Origin of the sequence: Actinomadura rupiterrae (assembly GCF_024172125.1) — a bacterium.
GTDB lineage: Bacteria > Actinomycetota > Actinomycetes > Streptosporangiales > Streptosporangiaceae > Spirillospora > Spirillospora rupiterrae.
Genome location: NZ_JAMZEA010000013.1, coordinates 85,641 through 101,160 on the forward strand (window position 1 = coordinate 85,641; position 15,520 = coordinate 101,160).

Consider the following 15,520-nt stretch of genomic DNA (forward strand, 5'->3'; position numbering starts at 1 on the left):
CCGAAGTGGATGCCGCGCGGCGAACTGAACTGTACAGGACAGTTCATATGAACTCAACAGTTCAGTACAGCTAGACTGCGGGGCATGACGACAACCAGCAGGCACGTCCCGTCGGGAGAACGCGCCGCGCGCAAGCGGGCCGCCATCCTGCGCGCGGCCCGCCAGCAGTTCCTTGAGCAGGGCTTCGGCGCCGGCATGGACCACATCGCCGCCGAAGCGGGCGTCTCCAAGGTCACCGTCTACAACCACTTCGCCGGCAAGGAGGAACTGTTCACCGAGGTCGTCACCGACGCCCTCGAACAGGCCCTCGGCGAGACCATGCAGGCCATGTCCGAGCGCCTGCGCACCGGCGACGACCTGCGGGACGTCCTGATCGCCACCGCCCGCCAATGGGTCGGCGGCATGGCCCAACCCGAGATCCTCGCCCTGCGCGGACTCATCGCCGCCGAAGCCCGCCGCTTCCCCGACCTCGGCCGCGCCTGGCGCGAGCAGGGCCCCGAACGCTTCGCCGAACCCCTCGCCGCCGCCCTGAGCGCCCGCGAGGACCTGGCCATCCCCGACATGGACCTGGCCCTCGTCCAGTTCTACGCCCTGGTCCTCTACCCCCACATCGTCCACAGCGCCTACGGCGACCGACTCGACCCCGCCTTCACCGACGCCCTCATCACCAGCGGCGTCGACATGTTCCTGACCTACTACCGCAAACCATGACCCCTCGCAGCCGCCGCCCCGTCCCCACCCCGACCGCGTCCGCGGCTTGGTGATTTCGGCGCTGGCCGGGCTGGGCATGATCACCGGCATGGACATCGATCTCACGGGGCGGACGGCGCTGGTGACCGGCTCCACCAAGGGCATCGGCCTGGCGATCGCCGCGGGGCTGGCGCGGGCCGGGGCGTCCACCGTCGTCAACGGACGCTCCAAGGCGAGCGTCGACAGCGCGCTCGACACCCTGCGTTCACAAGTGCCCGGAGCCAAGCTGCAGGGCGTGGCGGCCGACGTGGCCACCGCCGACGGCGCCGAAACCATGCGTGAGCAGGTGCCCGACCTCGACATCCTCGTCAACAACCTCGGCATCTTCGAGGCCCGGCCCGTGCTGGACATCGACGATGACGAATGGCGCCGCTATTTCGAGGTCAACGTCCTGTCGGGGGTGCGGCTCGCTCGCCTCTACCTGCCGGGCATGACCGAGCGGGGCTGGGGACGGGTGCAGTTCATCGCCAGCGACTCCGCGGTGGTCACCCCGGAGGAGATGGTGCATTACGGCATGTCGAAAACGGCGCTGCTGGCGGTCTCGCGCGGCTACGCCAAGGCCGCCGCCGGGACGGGCGTGACCGTCAACACCGTCCTCGCGGGACCGACTCACACCGCCGGCGTGGAGAAGTTCGTCGGCGAGCTGGTCGGCGACGACCTGCCCTGGGACGAGGCGCAGCGGCGCTTCATGGCCGAGCACCGTCCCAACTCGCTGCTCAAGCGCCTGATCGAGCCGGAGGAGATCGCCAACATGGTCGTCTACCTCAGCTCGGAGCACGCCTCGGCCACCACAGGCGGCGCGGTGCGCGTCGACGGAGGCTACGTCGACGCGATCCTGCCGTGAGCCGTCGCTGGCCCCGCTCGCTGCGCCGAAAAAAAATCGAGCAGACATTGTCGGATCCGGGACGGGCCCTTCGTAGCCATGGTGAGAGGCCGCCACCAGGAGGCGGTCGCGACCCGAGGGGACACCGACCGATGCCGCACCCGCTGGCCAAGATCCACCGCATGTCCGAGCTCATCGAGCCGATCGGCGCCGTCACCTTCTCCGAGGTGCCGAACGAGGAGTTCCTGGCCCTCGGCATGCGCAACTACTGGGACGGCTACTTCGCCGGCCGCGCCGCCCCGCTGGGCCTGGCCCCGGCCGAAGTCGTCCACGCGGTCTTCTACAACTTCGCCGACGGCGAGGTGGCGCGCCACATCCCCTGGGTCTGGGGCAAGATCACCCCGGAGGAGGCGATCGCCGTCCGCGAGCGGGGCAGCGCCGCCGCCCTCCGGCAGCGGATCGGCGTCCTCGCCGACTCCCCCGACCTGGGACGCATCGCCGACCTGACCACCCGAGCGGCGATCAGCGCCCCGACCGAAGGCCGTCCCCTGTACGCCGGACTGCGGGCGCTGGACATCCCGCAGGAACCGGTCGCCAAGCTCTGGCACGCAGCGACGCTGCTGCGCGAACACCGCGGGGACGGCCACAACGCCGTCCTGCTCGCCCACGGCATCAGCGGCACCGAAGCCCACGTCCTGGTCGCTCTGACCCTCGGCATGAAGCCCGAAGAGTTCGGCCGCATCCACCACCTGCCCAAGGCGAAGCTGGCCGCCGTCATCAACGGCCTACGCGACCGCGGCCTGGTGAACGCCGCCGGCCAGTTCACCGCCACCGGCCGCGCCACCAGGCAGCGCATCGAGGACCTCACCGACCAACAAGCCGCCCCCGCCTACAACACCCTCACCCCGCACGAACTCGACGCCCTCATCACCGCCCTAACCCCCATCGCCACCGCCCTCCAAACCACCGACGACTGAACGAGCCCAGCATCACAGCGCTGACCGACAACACTGAGGCGAGTAGGACGTAGGACGCCAGATCAGGAGGCGGCCCGTGCCCGACCCCGACCGCATACGGCACCGCTCCTCACAAGTCCCTTGCGGGGACGGCCACCCTCGTTCCGGTCATCGGATGCGCGCCGCGTCCTCCGGCAGAGGTTGCGTGCACTCTTCGCTGGTCAGGTAGACCAGCACCCCGTCGCCCTCGCCCCCACGCCCCACCCCCATGGCATCGGCGAACTCGGCCGAGAAGAAGGAGACGTATCCAGTGAACGCGCCGGGCTCTGACAACACCTCGCTGGCCGAGACACGCGCGATCATCGGATGTCCGGGAGCCGACGTGCCGAGCGCGTGAAGCGCCTCCCAGGCGAACGCCATCCCACGCCGCATCAACAGCCGTATCCGCTCATCCCCGCAGGCGGTGATGTCGCCATCGGGAATGCCTCGCCCGTTGACGGCCAGCTCCCAATCCACCGCCTCGGCTGGTCGCCTTCCGAAGTAGGACCTCCGGTAGGCGACCAGCAGCGCCGCTCCGTCATCCAGCACCCACCCGGCCTCGATCACCGCCCGCCCATACACGTCCGAGGCGCACAGCTTCGCCACAGCCCCGTCCCCAAGCACGCGCCTCGCCTCGGGGCTCACCAACACCATTCGCGCCCTCCCCCTGCCGCAGGGGAATCCGCTGCCCCTCTTCAACGGACCGTATCCGGCCGGCAGCCCCGCGGCAGCGACGGCCCGACGGACTCCGGCTCCATCTGAAGGCAACAGAATCCTCCACAGGGCTGCCGAAGTGACATAAGCCCTGTGCAGACGAGCCATACCCAACGAGCACGACTGCCGAAATGCCCGAAAACCGCACCTGCCTCGACAAGCGAGTCGCCTCCACCAATCGGGAACGAGCCGGCCTCGGCCGGGCGCCGACGGCCGTCCACGTCGGCAGCACCTTGATCGCCCGCCGCGTCCGCCTGTCGCTGGGCAGCCGCGTAGGTTCCGGACGCCTCAATCCCATCACCCGCCAGCAGGCTGAGCTGGTTCGGATGCGCGCCAGCGGCGACTACACCATTGTTGGGCCAGTGGAGGTCTGCTCTTTTCGGCGGCGCGCCGCCGGCTTCCGGGCCATGATCCGGTCACAGGGCTCGGGAAGTTCGTCATGACCGACTCGCTGCTTGTGGCTCTGGTCGGTCACGAACTGGGGTCTGTGATCTTCGTCCGGGATTACCTCCAGCTGGACTTCGACGGCCCCCGGCTGACGTTGCTGGTGTGGCCGCGGGTGACCGTCGACGCCCAGGCCCGCGGCCTCGGTGATCACGGCTACCGCGACAGCCTCTGCTCCCTGATCGGTCATCCGGTCCGGGCGGTTGAGGAAGGTTCGGATACCGGAATCGCCGTCCGGTTCGAGTCCGGTTCCATCGTGGCCAACCCGGAGCCGGACGAGCTCGAAAGTTGCGAGATCGCCATGCTCTCCGGGTTCAGCGACCGGACCGGGTCGATGGTGTGGCGCCATGGCGAGTTCCCCTTTGACGGCCCCGGCTGGTCGTGATGCCTCGAAGCCGGGAGGTCTCGGGGCTGGGGTTGGTTTAGCGGAGTTGGTTCCACATGGTGCGGGTCATTTCGTACTCGACTTCGCCTAGGTGCGTGTCTGGGAGCGGCTGGTCGAAGTGGGGGTAGTAGGTGCGCACGTATCGCATGCCGATGGCCCGCATCACTCCGACGGATCCGGCGTTGGCGGCCATGGTCTGGGCGATCACGCGGCTCTGCCCGACCGTGTCGAAGGCGTGCCGCAGAAGGGCACGGGACGCCTCACTGGCCAGGCCCTGACGCCAGTAGCGGCGGACGAGCCGGTACCCCAGATCGCAGACGGTCGGATCGTCGGGCTGGTCGGGGCCGTGCGCCTGCGGCAGCATCATGAGGCCGACGAACTCGCCCTCCTCTCCTTCCTGGGAGAGGTGAGCCGTCCAGAAGCCCAACCCGTCCTGCTTGCCGGCCGCGGCCATCCGCCGCCGATGGGCGGCGACCACCTCGTCCCTGGTCGGCGTCCTCGCGTCGAGGTAGCGCAGCACCTCCAGGTCGGAGTCGAGGTGGACCTCCAGGTCGAGATGCCGGTCGGCCAGCGGTACCAGCAGCAGGCGCTCGGTGCGCAAGATCGGTTGAGGCATGCGGCAACCGTTGCATGCCGGCATCGGTGAGGCGACCTGGTTTCTCCCGACGCCCGGGGTGTCGAATGGCACGGATGATCGGGGTTCGTTGGACGAACTCTCGCCGGTCACTTGGCGCTGCTGCTGCGGAGGTCGTGCGCGGCGCCGGGTGCGGCGAACTCCAGCAGTCGGGCGCCTTCGGCCTCGACCTCGGCGCGCTCGGTGCGGGTCAGCGGCCGGAACGGGTCGATCTCCAGGGTCGCCGACGCTTTGCCCGGTTGGAGCTTCCAGGCGCCCGCCACCTGGCCGTCCACCAAGAAGGTGGCGCGCATGCCGTTGCCTGTCATGACCCGTTTGCGGGCCTCGTCCGAGATCACGCGGGTGCGGTCGGCGTGGGAGGCCAGCAGGTTGTCGTATTCGGGCAGGAAGCGGACCGGCGCGCGGACGTCGGCGCCGAGACGCGGCGCGTCCGGCAGGTCGAACAGCTCCGCCCCGTCCTCGTCGCGGAAGACCGCCAGTTGCGGCCGCAGCCTCTCCAGGACGGGACGCAGCCGGGTTCGTCCGGCCCAGGTCTGCAGGTCGGCGACCGAGGCCGGGCCGAACGCGGCGAGGTAGCGCAGCACGATGTGTTCGGAGTCAGCGGCGGGGGCGGGCTCGGCCCCGGTCCAGGCAGCCGCCGTCGCGTACCGGTTGGTACCGCCGACGCCCCAGACGGCGCGTGGCGGCACCTGGACCAGCGGCACCAGGTTGCGCACGACGGTGGCGAGCGCGCGCGGCTCGTGCTCGGGCCACCGCTCGTGCAGCGCCGCCCTGAGCTCCTTGGGGGTGAGGTGCCGTGCGTCGAGCAGCGCCCGGCCCGACTCCGCCACGGCCGCCCGGTCCACACCGTTCAGGGCCGTCCTGAACGCGGTGTCCAGCTCACGGTCGAGCGCGGGCTGCGCCCATGGCCGCAACGAGCGGTAGTCCGCCGGGGTGACCAGGTGGACGGTGCTGCGCATCAGCGCGACCCGCACCAGGCGGCGCTCGGTCAGCGCGCCCGCCAGGTCGTCGGTGCCGAACGTCCGCAACCTGCTCCAGAGCCCGAAGTAGGGCGCGTACGGCGCCTGCGCCTGCATGCCGACCAGCCAGGCGACCGCCTCCTCGGCGGTCGCGTCGGACCGTTCCAGCAGCCACTGCCGGGCCAGCAGGGCTCTTCCCAACTCCCGTCGCCCCAGCTCTTGTGCCACCCGTGCCGTCCTCTCCGTCCGCACGGCTGGGACGGCCGATGCCGCCCCAGCCTCGTTGATCAGCCGCTGAAGTCGGCCCGGTGATCCGCGGCCCACTGAGCGTAGGTCCGCGCGGGATGCCCGGTGATCTGCTCGATGACGTCGTTGACCTGCGCGGGCTTGCCGACCGCCTGCGCCATGAGCGCGAACAGCGCGGCCAGGAACTCGGGGTCCATGAACCCGCTCATCTGCTCCAGCACGGGCTCCGGGTCGAGGTCCTCGACGGTGAGCGGGCGCCCCAGCGTCTCGCCGAGGATGCGGACCTGCTGCGCCTGGGTCAGCGACTCGGGGCCGGTCAGGTCGTAGGCCCGCCCCGCGTGCCCGCCGCCGACCAGGACCCGCGCGGCCACTTCGGCGACGTCGCGCTCGTGCACGGCGCCGAAGGCCGCTTCGGTGTACGGGGCGCGAATGACGTCACCGCCCTGCAACTGCATCGCGAACGTCAACGAGTTGATGGCGGGGAACAGCAGCCGCAGGAACGTCCACTCCATTCCGGACGCCTCGACGGCCCGCTCCACATCGCGGTGGTACTGGGCGATCACGTCAGGCTGCCGCTCGGCACCCGGGACGACCGCCCCCGAGGACAAGAACACCAACCGCCGCACCCCCGCCTGGCCCGCGGCCGCCAGCAGTGGCTCAACGTCCATCCCGTACTGCAGAACCAGGAAGGCGGCCTCGACGCCGTCCAACGCCGCCGGCAGCGTCTCGGGCTCGGTCAGATCAGCCCGGACGACATCGACCTCCGGCGGGAGCCCGGCCCGCTCCGGCGTACGGGTCAGCGCCCGCACCGGGGCACCCGCGGCGACCAACTCCTCTACCGCCTGACGTCCGAAGTGGGCCGTGGCACCGATGACGAGGTACATGGAAGATCCTTTCGAGCGAATACACGGGGTCTGAGGAAGTCCGCCGACGGTGTCGGGCTCAACCCGACCCTCCTAGGGCGAGACCAGCAGCCCGCCGCCGTTGCCGACCGCACCGCGCCAGTCCCACCCGCGCCAGCGCACCAGCTCGACCCTGGTCAAGCTCGATCCGAAGCGGGCCGATCGTGCGGTCGTTCCTCATGACCATCAAGGTAGAAGCCCTTTAGGCAAGCTTCGTTCCTAATAGGCGGCCCGACTTCAAGGAATGTCGAAACCTCGGCGCGGCTGGACGCGGTCTGGTCCGTGGCCCGGGCCCGCTGGCTGTGGAGGCCGTCCCGCGTAACTCATGCGCGCGTGCGACCTGCTCGCGGCGTCGATTGGGGTCATGTGCCGGTGATGACGGTGCCGTCCTGGCTGGTCAGTCCGGGGGGCGGGACAATCCAGGGGGCTGGGGACCAGGTAGGCCCAGGTGAGCACGGCGGTGGGGGTGGTGGGTTCACTTGGGCCGGCCCGACGCGTGCCCGGCCGTCCGGAGGGCTCCGTCGATGTCGGCGAGATGAGCAACTGGGGCAAGCGGGGCGCTCTCTGGGCGGACGCGATGTCGCATGCGCTCGCCGAGCGGTACGGCCGATGGGCGCTGGGCTGGCGGTGGGCCCATGACGAGGGCGACTTCGACGGAGGCCCCGTCGGTGCGTGGTGCTGCCCACGGCACTCGATCACCACCCAGCGGGAGACGCTCGCCCGCGTGGTCGAAGCGCTGTGCGAGTGGCGCGCCTGGCTGGAACGCGTCGCCGGCTGGTTCGAGGCTTACCAGTTGGATCCGCCCGCGGTCGCTGATAGCGGATTGTGTGGGAGCGGGCCGCCCGGAACCTGATCTGGCAGGTCGTTGACCGCACCGGCCACGGCAGCGGCTGGCACCGGCACTGCGCGCAGGTGCTCACCTGGTTCCTGTCCCGCTGGCAGGTGCCGGCGGACTTCGCGCAGGCGCTGGTCGGCGAGGCGGTCGGTGGGCGGTTCCACAGCTGGATCAGCCCCGACACGGTGTTGGTGGACGACATCGCCGAACGGCTCGCCCAATCCCTCCCACTGGACGACACCAGTCGTCCCGCGGGTTCCCCTGCCCGCCCGCGCAGCACGGGCCTATCTCGACGTGTGCTTCTTCCACCCCTTCGACGACGGCAATGCCCGCGCGGCCTTCCTCGCGCTCGTCTTCGTCCTCGCCCGCGAAGGCATCACGCTCGACAACGTCAGCCTGCTGCGACGCGTGAGCTTCCAGGCGGACGCCCCGGAAGACCCGCTGATCCTCGCCCGGTACATCAACCTCCACCTCGCCGAGACCCGACGCAGGTCCTCGTGACCGGAGGTCGGGAAGGGAACCGAGCAGGAACCTTGCCGTCGCCGGTGTCAGGGAGCGGCTGGCGTCCATCTCTGCCGACGGGGTCGAGGCGATGGGAGGGGGTGATGGGGCGTGGGAGTCGTCGCAGGTGTGGCTGGTCTTCAGCTGCTGGTGGTACGCACAGCGCTGCCGGAATCCAACTGGCGTGTCCCCGTGTGGTCACGGGTGTCCACATGTTGCCCGCGCGCTTGCTCTGCCTCGGTGTTCGGGCTGAAGTGAAGGCGGCGACGCTGCCGAAGCGTCCTCGACCCTCGAAGGGGAGGGCATCGTGCCCACGGCGATCAGCGAGAAGGAACTGCTCGACGACCTGAACGGTTGGTACCAGGCCGAAGCCCCTCTCATCGACAAGGCGTGCAACCTCAAGGGCGGCGGCTGGGAGCAGTGGGCCATCGTCCAGTTCCTGTTCTGGCAGACCGCGCATCGCGGCGCGCAGGCCCCGAGCTACCAGCGCGAGTACATCGCGCCGCCGTTCCCGGAGCGGGCGTTCGACATCGCCTACAACATGCCCAAGGACGTCCTGGTCGACAGCCACCACCCGCTGATCCTGACGCAGTGGAAGGCGCTCAGGGACGGCAACGCGGCGAGCATGGGCGCCCAAACCGACATCGGGACGCTCCAAGAGGTCCGCCGGGTCCTCGGCAAGACCGTCCAGATCTACCCCATGCTGGTGATCCTGAGCCCGCAGGAGGTGGGCTTCCCGGGGCGTGGCGTGGTCGGCCCGCTGAGCGCGGGCGGGGTCCGCCTGTACGTCTCCAGCTCCGGGACGTTCCCCGGCTGACTCATCCTTGAGAACGGGACGCGGCCGGGGGGCGCGTCCCAAGCGTCGGTCGCGAAGCCGAGGACGAGTCCGGCGAGGACGCCCCAGGTCGTGAGGGTTTCATGGCGGCGGCATCGCCGATGGCCAGGCCCTTGGCGAAGTTGTGCGGGCCGATCCCGATGGCGGTGAGCATGGCAAGCCGCTGGACGGCATCTCCGTCGCGTGCCGAACATCGAGAGATCGGCTCCGGGGTTTGACAGACGTGATCGTATTTTAGAGACTCGCGGGCATCTGCGACGGAGGTGCCGATGTCCTCTCCCGCCCTGCCCGAATCGTTGACCGGTGTCGGTGTCACGGCGATCGGTATGGCGATGATCCGGGCACGGGAGACCGCCCGGCCCGATCATCTGTACCAAGACCCCTATGCCCAAGCGTTCGTGGCAGCGGCAGAGCGGGAGTTCCAGGACTCCTCGGCGGACGCGGCGGACGTCTGGGCCACGGTCGGGCGACTGGTCGAAGTCTTCTACCAGGGACGTACCGTCGGTGTGCGGATGGGCGACGATTCCCTGCGAGAAGCGGTCGCCGCCGGCCGCAAGCAGATCGTCATGCTCGGCGCGGGCCTGGACACGCACGCCTTCCGGCTGGCGCTGCCGTCCTCGGTCCACCTGATCGAACTCGACGTGCCCGAGCTGTTCGCCTTCAAGGAACGCGTCCTGGCCGACGAACACGCCACCCCGACCTGCCGGCGCAGCGTCGTGCCGGCCGACCTGCGCGGCGACTGGTCCGCACCGCTGCTCGAAGCCGGTTTCCAGCCGCAGATGCCGACCCAGTGGGTCGATGCGGGCGTGCTGGCCTACCTGCTCCGCGAGCAGGCCTGGCAGGTCGCCGACACCATCACCGCCCTGTCCGCGCCCGACAGCCGCTTCGGTTTCGGGTACATCCCGTTGGACGCGATGGCCCGGCGGGTCCAGCCTGTCCCCGGAGCCGCGCGCATCATGCCCGGTATGACCACCCAGGCGGCCGAACAGGAACGCGGCCTGGGCCCCGACGCCCCGGAGCGGCTGGAGCAGACCGGCTGGAGCACCGAGTTCCGCGAACTCGCACCCATCGCGGCCTCTTACGGCAGGCCGCTGGCCAACCCGTCCGGCGGCGGATCGATCATCGCCACACGCCAACAGGACGCAGGCGCAGGGTGAGAGCTGCCGGTGGCCGCACCGGGCTTCTTGTCAGGCCTTCGACGTGAAGTAGTGGCCTTGGTCCAGGTCGTCGAGGAGTCCTGGACGGGTGGGCTTCCAGCCGAGCAGCTCGTGGGTCAGAGCGCTGGAGGCGGGCTGGTCGGTGGCCAGCAGGGCGCCGAGGAAGCCGAAGTCCTCGGCCGGTTCAGGACGTGTGGGCAGGTCGAGGTGCCGCCCGATGGTCGCGGCGATGTCGCGGGTGGGGACGCCTTCGTCGCCGACGGCGTGCAGGACCGATCCCGCAGGGGCGTCTTCGAGGGCGAGGCGGTACAGGTGCGCGGCGTCCAGGACGTGGACGGCGGGCCAGCGGCTGGTGCCGTCGCCGACGTAGCCGGAGACGCCCTTGTCGCGGGCGATGCCGATCAGCTGGGCGATGAAGCCGTGGTCGCCCTCACCGTGGACCGAGCGGGGTAGCCGCACCACTGACGGGCGAACCCCGCGCGCCGCGGTGGCGAGGGCGGTCCGGGCGTTGGCGTCGCGGCCGGCCGCCGGGCTGCCGGGCTGCGCCTGGTCGTTCTCGGTGGCGACGCGTCCGGGGACGGCCGGGGTCCCGGCGGTGACCACCAGCGGTTTGCCGGAGCCCTCCAGCGCCGCGCCCAGAGCCTCGATGGCCCGGGCGTCGGTCTGGACGGCTTGGTCGAACTTGGTGAAGTCGTGGACGAACGCCAGGTGGATCACCCCGTCGGAGTCGGCGGCGCTTTCGCGCAGGACGTCCAGATCGTCCAGTCCGCCGCGGACCACCTCGGCTCCGGCCGCGGTGAGGGCGGCGGCCGAGTGGTCCGAGTGGCCCAGGCCGAGGACGTGATGGCCTGCGTCGATGAGTTCGGGGACGACGGCCGAGCCGACCCAGCCCGACGCTCCCGTGACGAACACCCGCATCGCAACCTCCCGGATAGTGATGACACTCGATGACATCACTATAGCCCGTCATGACACTAGGTGTCGTCACCGTAGAATCAAGGACCGGACAAACATCGTGGGGAGGCGGGCAGTGGGCCGCTGGGAACCGGACGCGCGCGGCCGCCTGGAGCAGGCGGCGCTGGTGCTGTATGCCGAGCGCGGGTTCGACCAGACCACGGTGGAGGACATCGCGGTCCGGGCCGGGCTGACCAAGCGGACCTTCTTCCGCCACTACGCCGACAAGCGCGATGTCCTGTTCGCGGGCGCGGGCGTCCTCCAGGAACGCGTGCTGGACGCCGTGACCGGTGCGCCCCGGACGTCCAGCGCCATCGGCGCGGTCGCCGCGGGCCTGGAAGCCGCCGCAGGGCTGCTGCAGGACCGCCACGAGGAGGCCAGCGCACGCCAGGCCGTCATCGAGGCCAATCCCGAGCTGCGGGAACGCGAGCTGGTCAAGCTGGCGGACCTTGCGCGGACGGTCGCGGAGGCGCTGCGGACGCGCGGCGTTCCGGACCGGACCGCGACCTTGGCCGCCGAGGCGGGGATCGCCGCCTTCAAGGTCGCTTTCACCGGCTGGATCGGCCAATCCCCGCCGCCCGACCTGGCGCCGCTCATCCACGAAGCACTCGATGACCTGAAGTCCGCCGTCTCAGACGTGCGCTAACGCCCGTTCAACTCCTGGAGCTGAGCGCCCGGCAAGGTCCGGAGACGTTGTAGATGGTGGTGATGTGGGCGGGGTCGCGGCCTGCGGCGGCGGCCTCCTCGTCCAGCAGCGGGCGTGATTCGGCGACGCGCTCGCTGCGCCAGTCGGCGAGGTGGCAGGGCCCGGTGGCTCAGCGCATCAAGGGCAGGACGATCGTGTCGACGATCTCTTCGAGGACGTGGTCGGGCGCGGGGGCGAAGGTCGTGAGGATCTCGTGGCGCAGCAGGTCGAAGGGCAGGGTCTTGATGCGCTCGGTGAGCCGTTCCGGTCGGATCTCGCCGCGGTCGACGGCGCGGGCGTAGAGCGCGTCGAGGGCCTCCTTGCGCCCGGTCACCGCGGGGTCGAACAGGTCACCGGGACCGGCCCCGGTCTCCTGGCGGTAGTCGGCCAGGTGCGCGTTCATGACGATGACCAGGGGGACGCGGGTGGCGTTGATCTCCCGCATCAGGGCGAGCAGGTCGCCGCGCAGGCTCCCGGTGTCGGGCACCGTCAGGATGTTCTCCCGGGCGACGTGGACGATCGCCGCCCTGACCAGCGCGTCGCGGTCGGGCCAGCGCCGGTACAGGACCGGAGGGCTGGTGCCCGCGCGCTTGACGACGGCGTCCATGGTGAAGCGGGCGTACCCGCCTTCGGCGAGCTCCTGCCAGGCCGCGTCCAGCAGCGCCTTCTCCAGTGCCGCGCCGCGGCGTCGTTCGGCCATGCGTCCCCCGGATCCACTCTAGATAGATTTGCCTATCCAATCCTAGCGGCCTAGGGTGGCACTGCAAGATAGAGTCTTCTATCTAAGGAGGATCGGTGCACGCCACCACCGCCAAGCCACCACCGCCGCCCGCCGCATCCGGACGCGTCGACCCCGCCGTCCGGCGGCTGACCATCACCCTGATCATCGGGGCGCTCGCCGTCATCTTCGACACCACGATCATGAGCGTCGCCACCGGCGGCCTCGCCGGACGGCTCCACACCTCGCTCACCACCGCCCAGTGGGTGACGACCGCCTACCTGCTGGCCCTGTCGGCCGCGATGCCGACGCTCGGGTGGGCCCAGGCCGTCCTCGGCGGCAAGCGCCTGTGGATCACCGCGCTGGGCCTGTTCTTCCTCGGGTCGCTGCTGTGCGCGGCGGCGTGGGACATCCGGAGCCTGATCGCCTTCCGGGTCGTCCAGGGCGTCGGCGGCGGCATCATGATGGTGCTGATGACCACGCTGATCATGCAGGCGGCGCAGGGCCGCGACATCGGCCGGGTCATGTCCCTGATCACCGTGCCGACCGCCCTGGGCCCGGTCCTCGGACCGGTGCTGGGCGGCGTCCTGCTGCACCTGGGCGACTGGCGCTGGATCTTCCTGTTCAACATCCCGTTCTGCCTGCTCGGCGGCTACCTGGCCTGGCGCGACCTGCCCGCCGACCAGTCCCGCCCCGTTCCCCGTCCCCGCCTGGACGCGGTGGGCATGCTCCTGCTGTCCCCCGGCCTGGCCGCCGTCATCTACGGCCTCACCCAGCTCGCCGGACCCGGCGGCTCGACCGCCCTCACGGTCGCGCTGCCCCTGGCCGGCGGCCTTGCCCTGCTCCTCGGCTACGTCTGGTGGGCGCTACGCCGCGGCCCCCGCGCGATGCTCGACCTCCGGCTCCTGCGCCACCGCTCCCTGGCCTCGTCCTCGGCGCTGGTGTTCCTGTCCGGCGCCGCCCTGTACGGGACGATGCTGCTGCTGCCGCTGTACTGGCAGCAGGTCCGCGGCCAATCCGCCCTGGACGCCGCACTGCTGCTCATCCCCCAAGGCGTCGGCACGCTGCTGTCCCGCACGCTGGCCGGACGGTACATGGACCGCTTCGGATCCCGTCCGGTCGCCCTCGTCTCCCTGGCCGCCGCCCTGGCCGCGACCGTCCCGTTCGGCTTCATCACCGCCTCCACCAGCGACCTGATGCTGATGGCCGTGCTGTTCGTGCGCGGCCTCGGACTGGGCGCCGCCATGATCGCCATCATGGGGGCCGCGTTCGTCGGCCTCGGACGCGAGCAGATCCCCGCCGCCTCCAGCATCAGCCGCGTCACCCAGCAGGTCGGCGGTTCGGTGGGCGTCGCGGTCCTGGTCATGATCCTGCAGCGCGCCTCGTCCGGGGCCCACTCCCCCGCCGCGCTCGCCTCCGGCTTCGCCGACGCCTTCTGGTGGTCAGCCGCCTTCACCGCCGCGGCCATCCCCCTCTGCCTCCTCCTCCCCGGCCGCCCCAACCCCCAGCCCACCACGCCCACCGATGAACACCCCCCAGCCTGACCAGTCGGACAAGCCCCTGGGGCGAGGGAGCGGCCTTGACCGGGCGAGGGGCGACTGTTTGACTCTCGGACGAGTGATCCGAGAAAGCAGCCTGAGCAGCGCGGACGCCGTCCCGTCCGTCCAATCCGACGCATGACCCAGGTACGCAGATGCCCTCGCTTCGCGACTTCCCCGCCCCGCCGCACCCGGCCGAACCCGGTGGCACGGTCGTGGTCGTGCCGGGCCGGGGCGTCGCGCCGGACTGGTACCGGTGGATCGCCGAGGCGGCCGTGTCGGCGGGGTGGGACGCCACGCTGGTGACCGGCCTCTACGACGAGGACGACGACGATCGCGGCGGACCTCGCGCCTATCGGACGGTCACCGATCTGGTTCGCGCGGCCGGACTGCCCGACGACCGGCTTCTGGTCGCGGTCGGGCACTCCACCGGCGCACGCGTCGCCCTCCACCTGGGCCGGGCCCTGCCGGTCGCCGGGATCGCCGCACTGTGCCCGATCGCCGACTTCGCCGACCACGTCCAACGCGCCCGCGCGTTCCTCCCCGACTACACCGACCAGGTCATCGCCGCCCTCGGCGCACCCGACCTGAGCCACGCCCCCTACCGCGACCGCTCCCCTATCACCTGGCTGGACGAGTTGGACGCCGCGCTGCTCCTGGTGGGGTGCGAGCACGACCGGGTGTGCCCGCCCTACCAGACCGAAGCGCTGCGCAAGGCTGCATCCGCGCTGGGACTGCCAGTCCGATGCGAGATCGTCCCGCGGGCCGGGCATTTCTTCGAGACGTCCGCGGCGACCACCAGCGTCCGGGCCGAGGTGTCGGCCCTGCTCATCGACTGGCTCGGCGACCTCACCGATGGGCCACGCATTCGAATGCGCAACTCCGCGCCACTGCTCGGGAGCCATGTACGAGGGCGTCCCGAGCACCTGGCCTTGCGCGGTCAGCGTGGACGCCTCGGCCAACCGGGCGATGCCGAAATCAAGGATCTTCGCCCGGCCGTCCACGACCATGATGTTCGCCGGCTTGATGTCCCGGTGGACGACGGCCCGGGCGTGTGCGTGCGCCAGCGCCTCCGCTACGCCGACCGCCAGATACCGCGCGCGTGACCAGGGCATGCCGCCGGCGAACCGTCCTGAGATCAGCGTGCCGACATCGACGCCGTGCAGCAGCTCCATCACAAGGAACGGCGCACCTTGCTGCTCGGCGACATCGTGCACGACCGCGATCCCGGGATGCTGGAGCGACGCCGCCGCCCTGGCCTCCCTGATCAACCGGGCCGACCGCTCCGGCGACGCCTCCGCCCACACCGACATGATCTTGACGGCGACGGAACGTCCCAGGCGCTGGTCGCGGGCCCGCCACACCTCCCCACGGCGACAGGCCCCAACCAAGAAGCCTTGGCGGGCCGCGATCCGAAACGTCGCCGTGTGCAGGTGTCGTGGACG

At 70.7% G+C, this 15,520-nt stretch carries 17 protein-coding genes and 2 pseudogenes; 12 read left to right on the plus strand and 7 right to left on the minus strand.

Features of this window, described 5'->3' with window-relative positions; all coding sequences use genetic code 11:
* Positions 1-84 precede the first annotated feature (84 nt).
* From FHU30_RS37015 to FHU30_RS37025, 3 genes are all read left to right on the plus strand, one after another.
* Positions 85-711: a TetR/AcrR family transcriptional regulator gene (locus FHU30_RS37015; RefSeq protein ID WP_253882221.1), complete on the plus strand. Its 627-nt coding sequence runs from the start codon at positions 85-87 to the stop codon at positions 709-711.
* Between the two features lie 88 nt (positions 712-799).
* On the plus strand, positions 800-1,594 hold the full coding sequence (locus FHU30_RS37020) for an SDR family NAD(P)-dependent oxidoreductase (RefSeq protein WP_253882222.1): 795 nt from the start codon (positions 800-802) through the stop codon (positions 1,592-1,594).
* Between the two features lie 161 nt (positions 1,595-1,755).
* Positions 1,756-2,550 (plus strand): SCO6745 family protein, encoded by a 795-nt coding sequence (locus FHU30_RS37025; protein ID WP_253882223.1) that lies wholly within the window; start codon positions 1,756-1,758, stop codon positions 2,548-2,550.
* A gap of 147 nt (positions 2,551-2,697) precedes the next feature.
* Here FHU30_RS37025 and FHU30_RS37030 read toward each other — a convergent pair whose 3' ends face one another.
* Positions 2,698-3,222, minus strand: coding sequence for a hypothetical protein (locus FHU30_RS37030; protein ID WP_253882224.1), 525 nt, complete (start codon positions 3,220-3,222; stop codon positions 2,698-2,700).
* Between the two features lie 191 nt (positions 3,223-3,413).
* On the opposite strand from FHU30_RS37030, the gene FHU30_RS37035 reads away from it, so the two are divergent.
* Positions 3,414-3,725 carry a hypothetical protein gene (locus FHU30_RS37035; protein ID WP_253882225.1) on the plus strand — a complete coding sequence of 104 codons (312 nt, stop codon included), beginning with the start codon at positions 3,414-3,416 and terminating at the stop codon, positions 3,723-3,725.
* Positions 3,722-4,111: a hypothetical protein gene (locus FHU30_RS37040; RefSeq protein WP_253882226.1), complete on the plus strand. Its 390-nt coding sequence runs from the start codon at positions 3,722-3,724 to the stop codon at positions 4,109-4,111. The genes FHU30_RS37035 and FHU30_RS37040 overlap by 4 nt, the downstream gene beginning before the upstream one ends.
* Before the next feature lie 37 nt (positions 4,112-4,148).
* Here FHU30_RS37040 and FHU30_RS37045 read toward each other — a convergent pair whose 3' ends face one another.
* The 3 genes from FHU30_RS37045 to FHU30_RS37055 all read right to left on the minus strand — a co-directional run bounded on the left by FHU30_RS37045 (position 4,149) and on the right by FHU30_RS37055 (position 6,834).
* A complete protein-coding gene (locus tag FHU30_RS37045) occupies positions 4,149-4,727 on the minus strand; it encodes a GNAT family N-acetyltransferase (RefSeq protein ID WP_253882227.1) in 579 nt (192 codons plus the stop codon).
* Positions 4,728-4,834: 107 nt separating this feature from the next.
* The gene (locus FHU30_RS37050; protein ID WP_253882228.1) at positions 4,835-5,932 is read right to left on the minus strand and encodes a winged helix DNA-binding domain-containing protein; all 1,098 of its coding nucleotides are present in this window, start codon (positions 5,930-5,932) and stop codon (positions 4,835-4,837) included.
* Between the two features lie 59 nt (positions 5,933-5,991).
* Entirely contained in the window at positions 5,992-6,834 is an 843-nt protein-coding gene (locus FHU30_RS37055) for an NAD(P)H-binding protein (protein ID WP_253882229.1), read from the minus strand.
* 487 nt (positions 6,835-7,321) lie between these two features.
* On the opposite strand from FHU30_RS37055, the gene FHU30_RS37060 reads away from it, so the two are divergent.
* The 4 genes from FHU30_RS37060 to FHU30_RS37075 all read left to right on the plus strand — a co-directional run bounded on the left by FHU30_RS37060 (position 7,322) and on the right by FHU30_RS37075 (position 10,180).
* Complete coding sequence (locus FHU30_RS37060) at positions 7,322-7,705, plus strand: hypothetical protein (protein ID WP_253882230.1); 384 nt, start codon at positions 7,322-7,324, stop codon at positions 7,703-7,705.
* 132 nt (positions 7,706-7,837) lie between these two features.
* Entirely contained in the window at positions 7,838-8,188 is a 351-nt protein-coding gene (locus FHU30_RS47805; RefSeq protein ID WP_372504026.1) for a Fic family protein, read from the plus strand.
* 307 nt (positions 8,189-8,495) lie between these two features.
* Complete coding sequence (locus FHU30_RS37070) at positions 8,496-9,005, plus strand: hypothetical protein (protein WP_253882232.1); 510 nt, start codon at positions 8,496-8,498, stop codon at positions 9,003-9,005.
* A 287-nt stretch (positions 9,006-9,292) separates the two neighbouring features.
* Positions 9,293-10,180, plus strand: coding sequence for an SAM-dependent methyltransferase (locus tag FHU30_RS37075; RefSeq protein WP_253882233.1), 888 nt, complete (start codon positions 9,293-9,295; stop codon positions 10,178-10,180).
* A 30-nt stretch (positions 10,181-10,210) separates the two neighbouring features.
* Here FHU30_RS37075 and FHU30_RS37080 read toward each other — a convergent pair whose 3' ends face one another.
* Positions 10,211-11,098, minus strand: a complete 888-nt coding sequence (locus tag FHU30_RS37080) for an SDR family oxidoreductase (RefSeq protein WP_253882234.1) — start codon at positions 11,096-11,098, stop codon at positions 10,211-10,213.
* Positions 11,099-11,210: 112 nt separating this feature from the next.
* On the opposite strand from FHU30_RS37080, the gene FHU30_RS37085 reads away from it, so the two are divergent.
* Positions 11,211-11,780, plus strand: coding sequence for a TetR family transcriptional regulator (locus FHU30_RS37085; RefSeq protein WP_253882235.1), 570 nt, complete (start codon positions 11,211-11,213; stop codon positions 11,778-11,780).
* A 169-nt stretch (positions 11,781-11,949) separates the two neighbouring features.
* On the opposite strand, the gene FHU30_RS37090 is transcribed toward FHU30_RS37085, so the two are convergent.
* Positions 11,950-12,519 carry a TetR/AcrR family transcriptional regulator gene (locus FHU30_RS37090; protein ID WP_253882236.1) on the minus strand — a complete coding sequence of 190 codons (570 nt, stop codon included), beginning with the start codon at positions 12,517-12,519 and terminating at the stop codon, positions 11,950-11,952.
* A gap of 95 nt (positions 12,520-12,614) precedes the next feature.
* Here FHU30_RS37090 and FHU30_RS37095 point away from each other — a divergent pair, with 95 nt between their 5' ends.
* Both FHU30_RS37095 and FHU30_RS37100 read left to right on the plus strand, forming a co-directional pair.
* Positions 12,615-14,081, plus strand: a complete 1,467-nt coding sequence (locus tag FHU30_RS37095) for an MDR family MFS transporter (RefSeq protein WP_253882237.1) — start codon at positions 12,615-12,617, stop codon at positions 14,079-14,081.
* A gap of 149 nt (positions 14,082-14,230) precedes the next feature.
* A pseudogene (locus FHU30_RS37100) lies at positions 14,231-14,905 on the plus strand (alpha/beta hydrolase family protein); the annotation flags it as partial.
* A 108-nt stretch (positions 14,906-15,013) separates the two neighbouring features.
* Here FHU30_RS37100 and FHU30_RS47810 read toward each other — a convergent pair.
* A pseudogene (locus FHU30_RS47810) lies at positions 15,014-15,439 on the minus strand (serine/threonine-protein kinase); the annotation flags it as partial.
* Positions 15,440-15,520: the final 81 nt, after the last annotated feature.